The organism is Moraxella sp. TY6 (assembly GCF_048551375.1).
Classification (GTDB): domain Bacteria; phylum Pseudomonadota; class Gammaproteobacteria; order Pseudomonadales; family Moraxellaceae; genus Faucicola.
In genome coordinates, this window is record NZ_JBLYZJ010000003.1 from 192,154 (window position 1) to 202,697 (window position 10,544).

Sequence of the window (10,544 nt, forward strand, 5' to 3'; positions counted from 1 at the left end):
GGCAAAATTTGCCGTTTTTTTTGTGTAATAAAGGCTTAGTGATTGAGAATTTTCGATAAGAAATCTTTGGCACGGTCACTACGAGCCCCTGCAAAAAACTCCTCACGGCTACAGTTTTCTACTACATTGCCTTTATCCATAAACACGATACGATTCGCCACTTTACGAGCAAAGCCCATTTCATGCGTCACACACATCATGGTCATACCCTCATTCGCTAGCTCAATCATCACATCTAGCACCTCTTGAATCATCTCTGGGTCAAGTGCCGAAGTTGGTTCATCAAATAACATCGCAATTGGGTCCATTGACAACGCACGAGCAATCGCCACACGTTGTTGTTGACCACCAGAAAGTTCAGCAGGGTACTTTTTGGCATGAGCCGATAGCCCCACACGGTCAAGGTAGCCCAAGCCTTTTTTCTCCGCTTCGGCTTGGCTACGCCCTAGCACTTTGATTTGGGCAAGGGTAAGATTTTGTAAAATTGACAAATGCGGAAATAGCTCAAAATGCTGAAATACCATTCCCACTCGGCTACGCAATTTTGGTAAATCTGTGGCTTTATCCCCCACCGAAATACCATCAATCAAAATCTCACCTTGTTGAAATGGCTCTAAGCCATTGACCGTTTTGATAAGGGTTGATTTACCACTGCCCGAAGGCCCACAGATGACTGTCACATCACCTTTATGGACGTGAGCGGTACAATCAGTCAATACTTGAAAATCACCATACCATTTGCTGATTTTATTAATATTAATCATAATATCTGGGCTTGCATGTCCACTGTTCGACACTAAACCACCAAATTCATTAATCCACGTTGTTTCATCAATACGGGTTGCGACTGCCATAGTTTTTTCCTTTAATCTGTTATCAGTGGGTGGTCAAGCGTAAGCGTTTTTGATAGCGATTGACCACGGTTGAAGCAGTCAAACTAATCACAAAATACACCAACCCTGCCAGCAAAATATAAGGGGTCAATAAGCCCATCAAATCGCCTCGCACATAGGCAGCACGGAAGAAATCTACCAAGCCAATGGCAAATACCAAGGTGGTATCTTGGAATAAGATAATCGACTGCTGTAGCAATAACGGAAACATCTTGCGAAATGCCTGTGGCAAAATAATATACCGCATAGTTTGGCTGTAAGTCATGCCCAAAGCTTTGGCGGCATTGACTTGTCCTTTACCAATCGACTGAATCCCTGCCCGCACAATTTCCGAAAAATACGCTGCCTCAAATACCATAAACGCCACGACACAAGAGGCAAATGCAGTATCCACGGTCAAATAACTGCCTGTGACTAGGTTATATACCATCGGTACAGCAAAATAAAACCACAACAATACCAATAACAACGGCACAGAACGAAAGAAATTCACATAAATTTTGGCAGGGATTGCTAATAGTTTGATACCTGACAATCGCATCAATGCCAACACCGTGCCGAGTGCCAAGCCACCAAAAATCGCCAAAAACAGCACTTTGAGGGTCATCATCGCACCGCCCAACAACGCAGGCATAGCGGTTTGTAATTCTACAAAGTTCATGCGTCACCCCCATCAATTTGACCTTTGATTCGCAAGCGTTTTTCTAATTGCCCCATCATAAAAATCAAGGTCAAATTAAACAACAAATAAATAATCGTTGCAAAGGTATAAACCTCAATGGTGTTCTGTGTATATTCGCTAATGGTTTTGGTTTGGCTAATCAACTCTGTCACACCCACCAATGAAGCAACCGAGGCATTTTTGAAGCAGTTGGTCAATTCTGAACTTAATGGTGGCAAAATCACTCGAAACGCTTGAGGCAATACAACATAGCGATAGGTTTGTGGCAAGGTGAACCCAAGGGCATAACCTGCATTGAGCTGACCTTTTGGCAATGACTCAATCCCTGTACGTACCTGCTCGACAATCCGTGCTGCTGTAAACAAGCCTAAACCAATCCCTGCCGAAATCACCGCCGAAGTATTGGGGCTTAACTCTTGAAACCACCACTTTTGTAAACTGGGGGTCAGCCAAGTCGGTACAACATAAAACCAAAAAAACAATTGAATCAACAACGGTATATTACGAAAAAAACTCACATACGCCGTACCAATCGTTCTAGCAGTTTTATTGGGCAAGGTACGCATGATACCCAGTACCGTTCCCACCATCAAGGCAATTAGCCAACCCACACTACCAATTACTAACAGCCACATAAAGCCAGTCGCTAGCCACTGCCAATAGACCTCAGAGCCTACGCCTGTTGGTTGAAGCAATACACCCCAGTTCCAACTATAATTCATGGGTTACCCCCAAATGCTTAATTATCATTGATTAACACCATTTTATACCAAGTTCAATAAATATCGTATTGTAGGGGCTTATTGCATAAGCCCAATGTTTAAAATCTCAAACAGGGCGTAAGCATTACGCCCCTACAAGTTGATTTTTTGGGTGTGGTATCGCCTACCCATCAAAAAAATAAGACTGACGTTGGTAAAAACACAATCCGTCAGTCTTAATGAAAATCCCGTAAAATTACTGGGCAGGTTTTGAGGCAGGTGCAGTTGCCGAAGCCGTTGCGGTAGCTGTATCTAACTGGGTCACAGCTTTGTCATGTGGCGTGGCAAGTAAGCCTTTTAGGTTGGCTGACATGGCAAAGCTCATATTGACATTTTTTGGTGGGATTGGGTTCATAAACCATTTGTCATAAATCTTGTTGATTTCGCCAGACGCATAAGTCGCTTTTAGGGCATCATCAACCACTGCTTTAAACTCGCTGTCGCCTTTACGCATCATACAGCCATAAATTTCAAATGATTGCGGTGTGCCTACGATTTCCCATTTGGCTGGGTCTTTGGCTTTGGCTTTTTCACCTGCCAACAACACGTCATCCATCATAAAGGCAACGGCACGCCCATTTTCTAGCATCAAGAATGACTCACCGTGGTCTTTGGCAGACACGATATTGATACCAAGTTGTTTTTCTTCATTCAGTTTTTTAATAAAACGCTCAGAAGTTGTACCTGCGGTGGTCACCAAAGTTTTGCCTTTTAAGTCAGCAAAGTCTTTAACGCCAGAATCTTTGGCAGTCAATAAACGTGTACCAACTTCAAAGAAACCAACTGAGAAATCAACTTGTTGTTGACGCTCTTCGTTGTTGGTGGTTGAGCCACACTCAAGGTCAACTGTGCCATTTTGTACCAATGGAATACGAGTTTGTGACGTAACAAGGTTATAACGCACTTTCAAATCTGGCATATTCAGTTTTTGCTTGATGGCTTCTACGGCTTTTAGCTGTAGGTCATGGGCATAGCCAACAGGCTGATTTGGTGTATCGGCAATATAGGAAAATGGAATTGACGAGTCACGATGACCCAACACGATTTCGCCAGATTTTTTGATTTTATCCAACGTTTTTTCGGCTGGTGCAGTAGGGGCTGGTTGGCTACCTGTACCTGCTTCAGTTTTGGCAGTTTCGGCTGGCTTATTACAAGCTGTTAAGCCAAGGGTTGCAACCGCTAATGTCGTCAAGACGAATGGCTTCATCGAAATTACTGTCATACTAAAATTCCTTGTCAATGCGAATCAACCGACTCGCTATCAAATATCAAACCAACCCAAATAAGATTGGCGTTTACCACACCAAAACCGTCACCAAAAAAATCATTAGATTTTGGTAACCTTATGATAATTATTTTTACATTCGATGACAATAGCTAAACAAAAATATTTATAAATTTAACGATTTGGCTCATTGACTTTGTTATTACTATTGATGGCTTCTGCTAGATGTGTGGTGGCATCACTCACAGATAATGGTAAAGGATTGTCATGTGGATGCTCATAGAGCGACTGCATTTCTGCGGATAGGGCAAAATTCAAATTCATGTTAGATGGCGGTATCGGCGACATAAACCAACGTTGGTAATATTGGCGAATTTCACCTGTTGCATACAATTCACGCAAAGTGTTATCCATCAATGACTTAAAGACTTTATCATTATGAGCTAACGTACAGGCATAAATTTCAAACTGTGCTGATTGACCAACAATATTCCATTTATTAGGATTTTTAGTCTGTTGTCGATTAGCATACAGTAATATTTCATCACTATCAATCGCATCAACCACTTGTGTTTCTAAAACATTAATCAAATCACGGCTATTTTTGACAGCTATTAATTGGGTGTCAAATTGATTTAAAGCCACATAGTCTGCCAAAATTTTTTCGGTAGTTGAGCCTTGAATCACCGCCACTTTTTTATGGTTTACATCGATAAAATCTTTGATTTTAGAATTTTTTTCCACCATCAACCGAGAGCCTGTAACAAAATATCCCACCGAAAAATCAACCATTTTACGGCGTTCTGGGGTATTACTGGTGTTGCTACACTCAAAATCCACCTCACCACTGGCGACTTTTTTGATACGCTCTTGGGCGGAAATGGGCTGATATTCCACAATTAGATTGGGATTATTGAGCTGTTTTTTGATGGCTGTTACAATACTTTTTTGAATGTCTATGGCGTAGCCAACTGGCTCAGATTGCGAGGGGATATTATAAGAAAATGGCACCGATTTATCTCGATAGCCAATGACAACCTTGCCTGTTTTTTGAATTTTATTGAGTGTTTGGTAGTTGGTTAACGCTTCTTGGCGGGTACTGTCTGTTACCGATTTGTCAAGATTATGGTTATCACAGCCTGTCAATGCCAAAGCAATGGCAATAAATATAAACATTTGTTTCATAAATTCCCCACTACGTTATGACTAAAATTTTCGGTTATCTGTTTTTAATAAAAATAAAGGTTATAATTTTATTATATATTAACTATTTTATAAGTAAATTTTAAAAAATGATTAAAATTGTTTAGGGTATTAAGTTTTTTAAACAGTCTTGTTTAGCGTATTGCTATTTTAACAATTGCCCCCATTAAGTCAATCATCGAAATATTACCATTGGTTATCAAAAATAGGTTGCTTTATGTCTGAATTTTTATCAAATACTCCCTCAACTACGAACCTACGCCAACGTTTTTTTATCGAAAACACCCCTGTGCGTGGCGATGTGGTGCATCTTAGTGATAGTTATCATCAAATTACACAACAAAAATCATATCCTATTGCTCTACAAAAGCTACTGGGCGAAATGCTAGTATCTGCCAGTTTGCTGATTGGGACACTAAAAATTGATGGGCGTTTGTCTATTCAATTACAGCATAATGACATCACCAATGATGGCACGCCTGAGCTAAAATGGGCAATGGCAGAATGTGATAGCCGTGGGCATATTCGTGGGCTAGCAGATTGGACTGGCGATTGGAATAATTTACACACCGCAAATCAAGCCTTTTCAACCTTGGGGGCAGTCGGTGAGGGTGTGCTATTTATCAATGTGCAACCCGATCCAATGTTTGGCGTACAAGCGGAAGGCTATCAAGGCATCGTGGAGCGTGTGGCGGATAACTTGGCGGATTGTTTGGCTCATTACCAAAAACAATCAGTGCAAATTCCAACCTTGATTAACCTAGCGTGTGATGGCGAGCAAGCAGGCGGTATTTTGGTGCAGTTGTTGCCTGTGCTTGATGAAGAAGAGAAAGCTAGTGTCGATGCGGATTTATTCCCACGTTTGACCATGCTGACCAAAACGCTAAAGGCAGAAGAATTGACCAGCCTTGAGCCAACCGAAATTTTATATCGCTTGTACCATGAAGAAGATGTGGTAACTGCCGAACCTGTGCCATTGGCGTTTGCTTGTACTTGCTCTCGTGAAAAAACTGCCAGTGCAATTTTCCAGTTAGGGGAAAACCAAGCTTTAGAAATTGCTGATGAACAAGGTGGTGCATTGGCGTTGGATTGTGGCTTTTGTGGCTCGGTGTATCGCTTTGATAAACAAGATATTGAAGCGGTGTTTGGTTAACAGGATTGGTAATATGATAGGATTTACGCAAAAATTCCATGGGTAGGTTGGGTGGAAGAATGACACCCAACCTAAGCCTTTTAAATTGTTGGGTATCGCAAGCTCTACCTAACCTACGATTTGGTTAAATGCGTTCCCTCCAAAAAAACTGCTTTTCAAAAGTAGGGCTTAAAATTTATCCTGTTTATATCATCCATCTATTACGCCAACTGATTCACCCATTTGAGTGGGGCATTTTTCATCCATTGGCTCATCATCGACCACGGCATCGCAGGGACGCACGCCTCTTCTGGCTCGCCCTCGATGGCGATTGCCAAGGCTTTTGTTCCCACTTCTTCACTGACTTCAAAAGGTAATGGTTTCGCCCCCTCGTTGATTTCGGTACGGATATAGCCTGGGTAAATGGTCGATACTTTAATCGGTAATTCTGATAGCAACATATCGGCTCGAATCCCTTCGGCAAGATGAGCAATCCCTGCTTTACTGGCTGCATATACTGACATATGTTTTGGCAGACCACGCATCGCAGACATACTTGAGATAACGACCAAATGTCCGCTATTTTGCTTGCGGAAAATTTCCATCCCTGCTTCACACTGAGCCAGACCTGCCACAAAGTTGATTTCGGCGGTACGGCGGTTGATGTCAAACGCCCCTTTACCAATACGGCGACCCTCGCCCACCCCTGCATTGACCACAATACGCTCTAGCGTGCCAAACTCTTGAGCAAATTCATGGAAAACTTTGAACACCGCATCATAATCGGTCACGTCTAGGGCTTTTACGCTGACTTTGACGGTTGGATTATCCGCTAAAACTTTGGCTTTGAGTTCTTCAAGGCGTTCGGTACGTCTGGCACAAATCGCCAAGTTATACCCCATACTGGCAAAATACGTTGCCATACCTGCCCCTAGCCCAGAGCTTGCCCCTGTAATCAGGACGGTTTTGCCTTTGCCGACTTGTTTGTCGATAAAAGGTGACAAATCGGTATTAGGGGTCATCACGGTTTGTTGGAATTGTTGCATGAGTTGATTGAGGTTTAACATTGATTATCCTTAATATTTAATGGGTAGGGGCATATTAAACACGCCCAAATTCGTATTTTTTACAGCAGGTCTTTAACAAAAGGGCGTAAGCATTACGCCCCTACAATGTTATTTTTGAACGCAATATTAATTTTACCGCCACGTTACCATTTGCTCGCCTTGCTGGTAAAGGTAGCTAAATTCGTTGAAAGTTTGCAAAAAGATAGCGTTTTCTTTAACAAGCTCTTTTTCTTTAACAGCCTCTTTTTCTTTAATTACAAAGGTATGCACACTGGCATTGGCGATGTGCCAGTTAAGGTCAAAGGCTTGGGCATCGGATAGCTTCATCACTTGTTGCACGATACTGGCAATCACGCCACCCGAGGTAAACGCCATACTATGCTTGCCATCTTCGGTGCGAGCAATCAGCCGTTCAAAACCTTGCCAAGTACGACTCAAAAACCCTTGCCAACTTTCATCATAATCGCTGTCATGCTCACCACCTTGCCAACGGTTCATGGCTTGAGTGAATAGTTCGGCAAATTTCAACTCTGGCTGAGGCTGACTGGTGAGATATGCGATAAAACTACGTTTATCACTAAAGCCCAAGTTGGCTTTGAATAATACCTGTTCATGGTTAAATTCATTAAACCCACTATCTGTTCCAAGTTGTGATGGCAGTGCCAAGGGTGCATAACTAGGACTGTGCGGATTATGCTCGATATGATGGGTGATTTCGCTTAATTCGATACCCTCACGGCTAACATAATAGTGGCTCAAAAAATGGCGTAAGCTGTCTTGTTGGCGAGCCATTTCACCTGATATCACCGCATCCACTTGGCGACCCGATTGACGAAAACTATCGCCCAACCATTGCGTTTGGGCGATACCTTTGGGGGAAAGTTGGTCATAGTTTTCTGCCCCAAACGAGGCTTGACCATGACGCACAAGGGTAATTAGTTTCATTTTTACCTTTTATTCTTTGGTTGTTTTTATCATCTCAACACATCGTTGATATAACGCACTAACAATCATGCCAAAATCTTTGAACGCAGGATTGTCGGTTTGTCCATGATAATAACGGTAATAAATCTGTTGAGCAATCCCTGCCAAACGAAATACCCCAAATACTTCGTAAAACGCCCAGTTATCCACGCTTAAGCCCATTTTATCAAGGTAATACGCCACCACTTGCTCACGGGTCATCATGCCTACAAGGTGGGTTGGCTGACGGCGAGTGGCTTTCATCACGGCATTGTCATCGGCTTGAATCCAGTACGCCAACGCACAGCCCAACTCCATCAATGGGTCGCCCAAGGTCGCCATTTCCCAGTCCAATACGCCAATCACTTGGGTCGGATTGACAGGGTCTAAAATCACATTGTCAAATCGCCAATCGTTGTGAATCACGCAAGTTTTGCTGTCGCTCGGAATATTGGCTTTGAGCCACTCACGTACATCGACAAAGTCTGGCACGTCTGGTGTGCGTGCTTGTTCGTAGCGTTTGTCCCAGCCCATCACTTGACGTTCGCAGTAGCCCTCACCTTTACCCAATGCCATCAAATCAGGGTTTTGCTGATAATCAACTTGGTGTAACGCAATCAAGGCATCAACCACGTTTTGGCAAAGGTCACTGACTTCCTGCTCGGTTAAGGTCAAGTCTTTGGGTAAATTGGCACGAGGAATAATACCCTCGATTCTGTCCATCACATAAAAATCACAGCCAATTACCGCCTCATCAGTACAAAGGGCAACCATATTTGGCACGAGTGGATATTGGGATTTTAGGGCGTTTTGTACCGTGTATTCACGCACCATGTCGTGAGCGGATTTGGCTTTTGTGCCTTTGGGTGGACGGCGTAAAATCAAATCTCGATTGGCATATTCAAGACGATATGTCCAGTTGGACGCACCACCAGAAAATTGGGTGACTCTTGGCTCAAGGGGTGGTTCGCCTTTTAAATCAACGCCTTGCGATATTAGCCAAGTGGTAACGGCTTGGGCATCGAGTTCTTCGCCTTGGCGGACGGTGTTTGCGGTGTCTAGCATTGTATATTTTACCTTGTCAATTAGTAATGGCTATTGGGCGTATGCAATACGCCCCTACATAGGTTCTAATTATTCAACAAAATCGTTAGTTAAAAAATCGCCTTAAATGGTGCGTATAACGCACCTTACTTAACTTGGGCTTGGCGTTTTTTGACTTCTAATTTGGCAATCATACCTTTATGCACTTCGTCTGGACCATCGGCAAGACGTAGGCTACGAGCTTGGTTAAAGAACATCGGCAATAAGGTATCTTGACACACGCCCATACCACCATGTAGTTGAATCGCCATATCCACCACTTCTTGCAATACTGTTGGGGCAACGACTTTAATCGCTGAAATTTCGGTCAATGAGGCTTTTGTGCCAAGTTTATCCATTTTATAGGCAGTGTACAGGGTCAATAGGCGTGCTTGGTCGATTTTGACACGAGCCTCAGCGATACGCTCACGATTGCCCCCTAAGTCCAAAATCGGCTTACCAAAGGCAGTACGGCTCAAACCTCTGTCAATGGCAAGTTCTAGGGCTTTTTCTGCCGCCCCAATACAACGCATACAATGGTGAATCCGCCCCGGTCCTAAGCGACCTTGTGCAATGGCAAAGCCCTCGCCCGCCCCACCGATAAAGTTCGCCACAGGCACACGCACATTGTCAAAACTCATCTCGCCATGTCCATGTGGTGCATCATAGTCATTAAACACCTTGAGCATACGCTCGATTTTGACCCCTTTGGCATCGACTGGCACAAGCACCATCGAATGTTGATGATGACGGTCTTTGCTAGGGTCTGGCGTGTGAGCCATAAAAATCACCAATTTGGCATTTGGGTCGCCCAAACCTGACGACCACCATTTACGCCCATTTAGCACGATTTCATCACCCTCGACAATCGCTGTCGCCTGCATATTGGTGGCATCCGAGCTTGCCACATCTGGCTCAGTCATACCAAATACCGAGCGAATCTCGCCTGCCAACAGTGGGGTTAGCCATTCGGCTTTTTGGGCATCGTTGCCATATCGCCATAGCACTTCCATGTTACCGCTGTCAGGGGCGTTACAGTTGAAGACGTGAGGGGCGATTAAACTTCTGCCAGACAGTTCGGCAATATGGGCGTATTCTTGTACCGATAAGCCTTGACCAAGGGTGTCATCTGGGATAAACATATTCCATAGGTTTTGGGCTTTGGCTTTGGCTTTGAGTTCGGAAAGTTCTTCGGGCCATTGCCATGTTGTCCAGTCGCCGTCTGGGTTCATTTTGTGGGCTTTTTGCCAAAAGGCGGTTTCGATAGGTTCGATTTCGGTTTGGATAAAGGCTTTGGTGCGTGCGATGTAGTCTTTGGCTTTGTCGCTGAGTTGGAATTCCATGCGGTGTTTTCCTTTTGCTGAGTTGAATTTTGTATTCTTGATACAGCATAACGGATTTTTTATAATGAATAAAATGATTTGTTTTCAAATATTGGTATGAATTTTATTCATTTATTAACTGAAGTTACGCACTTCAATAAAAACAAGGTATTATAAAAAAAAGCAAGTCACTAAGAGCCGACAAATGAATAG

10 protein-coding genes are annotated in these 10,544 nt (G+C 43.3%); 1 reads left to right on the forward strand and 9 read right to left on the reverse strand.

The annotated features are described in order from the left end of the window. Positions 1-35 precede the first annotated feature (35 nt). The 5 genes from ACK1U4_RS03890 to ACK1U4_RS03910 all read right to left on the reverse strand — a co-directional run bounded on the left by ACK1U4_RS03890 (position 36) and on the right by ACK1U4_RS03910 (position 4,746). On the reverse strand, positions 36-764 hold the full coding sequence (locus ACK1U4_RS03890) for an amino acid ABC transporter ATP-binding protein (protein WP_419400072.1): 729 nt from the start codon (positions 762-764) through the stop codon (positions 36-38). Positions 765-876: 112 nt separating this feature from the next. After that, complete coding sequence (locus ACK1U4_RS03895) at positions 877-1,554, reverse strand: amino acid ABC transporter permease (RefSeq protein ID WP_419400059.1); 678 nt, start codon at positions 1,552-1,554, stop codon at positions 877-879. Then, positions 1,551-2,297 (reverse strand): amino acid ABC transporter permease, encoded by a 747-nt coding sequence (locus ACK1U4_RS03900; protein ID WP_419400060.1) that lies wholly within the window; start codon positions 2,295-2,297, stop codon positions 1,551-1,553. Before ACK1U4_RS03900 ends, ACK1U4_RS03895 begins: the two co-directional genes overlap by 4 nt. Before the next feature lie 235 nt (positions 2,298-2,532). Next, complete coding sequence (locus ACK1U4_RS03905) at positions 2,533-3,558, reverse strand: glutamate/aspartate ABC transporter substrate-binding protein (protein ID WP_419400061.1); 1,026 nt, start codon at positions 3,556-3,558, stop codon at positions 2,533-2,535. Positions 3,559-3,735: 177 nt separating this feature from the next. Beyond that, complete coding sequence (locus ACK1U4_RS03910) at positions 3,736-4,746, reverse strand: transporter substrate-binding domain-containing protein (protein ID WP_419400062.1); 1,011 nt, start codon at positions 4,744-4,746, stop codon at positions 3,736-3,738. Positions 4,747-4,981: 235 nt separating this feature from the next. Between ACK1U4_RS03910 and ACK1U4_RS03915 the strand changes: the two genes are divergently transcribed. Further along, entirely contained in the window at positions 4,982-5,917 is a 936-nt protein-coding gene (locus ACK1U4_RS03915; protein WP_419400063.1) for an Hsp33 family molecular chaperone HslO, read from the forward strand. A 200-nt stretch (positions 5,918-6,117) separates the two neighbouring features. Here the strand turns inward: ACK1U4_RS03915 and ACK1U4_RS03920 are convergent, their stop codons facing one another. The 4 genes from ACK1U4_RS03920 to ACK1U4_RS03935 form a co-directional block, all read right to left on the reverse strand. Continuing rightward, entirely contained in the window at positions 6,118-6,918 is an 801-nt protein-coding gene (locus tag ACK1U4_RS03920; RefSeq protein ID WP_419400073.1) for an SDR family oxidoreductase, read from the reverse strand. Positions 6,919-7,095: 177 nt separating this feature from the next. Continuing rightward, positions 7,096-7,908, reverse strand: a complete 813-nt coding sequence (locus ACK1U4_RS03925; protein ID WP_419400064.1) for a histidine phosphatase family protein — start codon at positions 7,906-7,908, stop codon at positions 7,096-7,098. 9 nt (positions 7,909-7,917) lie between these two features. Then, positions 7,918-8,991, reverse strand: a complete 1,074-nt coding sequence (locus tag ACK1U4_RS03930) for a phosphotransferase family protein (protein WP_419400065.1) — start codon at positions 8,989-8,991, stop codon at positions 7,918-7,920. Between the two features lie 125 nt (positions 8,992-9,116). Continuing rightward, positions 9,117-10,352: an acyl-CoA dehydrogenase family protein gene (locus tag ACK1U4_RS03935; RefSeq protein WP_419400066.1), complete on the reverse strand. Its 1,236-nt coding sequence runs from the start codon at positions 10,350-10,352 to the stop codon at positions 9,117-9,119. Between the last annotated feature and the right edge of the window lie 192 nt (positions 10,353-10,544).

What these genes read in the sequence shown, in the direction of transcription:
- ACK1U4_RS03890 (WP_419400072.1), bottom strand. Translation starts at nt 764, where the DNA reads ATGATTAATATTAATAAAATCAGCAAATGGTATGGTGATTTTCAAGTA.
- ACK1U4_RS03895 (WP_419400059.1), bottom strand. Translation starts at nt 1,554, where the DNA reads ATGAACTTTGTAGAATTACAAACCGCTATGCCTGCGTTGTTGGGCGGT.
- ACK1U4_RS03900 (WP_419400060.1), bottom strand. Translation starts at nt 2,297, where the DNA reads ATGAATTATAGTTGGAACTGGGGTGTATTGCTTCAACCAACAGGCGTA.
- ACK1U4_RS03905 (WP_419400061.1), bottom strand. Translation starts at nt 3,558, where the DNA reads ATGACAGTAATTTCGATGAAGCCATTCGTCTTGACGACATTAGCGGTT.
- ACK1U4_RS03910 (WP_419400062.1), bottom strand. Translation starts at nt 4,746, where the DNA reads ATGAAACAAATGTTTATATTTATTGCCATTGCTTTGGCATTGACAGGC.
- ACK1U4_RS03915 (WP_419400063.1), top strand. Translation starts at nt 4,982, where the DNA reads ATGTCTGAATTTTTATCAAATACTCCCTCAACTACGAACCTACGCCAA.
- ACK1U4_RS03920 (WP_419400073.1), bottom strand. Translation starts at nt 6,918, where the DNA reads ATGACCCCTAATACCGATTTGTCACCTTTTATCGACAAACAAGTCGGC.
- ACK1U4_RS03925 (WP_419400064.1), bottom strand. Translation starts at nt 7,908, where the DNA reads ATGAAACTAATTACCCTTGTGCGTCATGGTCAAGCCTCGTTTGGGGCA.
- ACK1U4_RS03930 (WP_419400065.1), bottom strand. Translation starts at nt 8,991, where the DNA reads ATGCTAGACACCGCAAACACCGTCCGCCAAGGCGAAGAACTCGATGCC.
- ACK1U4_RS03935 (WP_419400066.1), bottom strand. Translation starts at nt 10,352, where the DNA reads ATGGAATTCCAACTCAGCGACAAAGCCAAAGACTACATCGCACGCACC.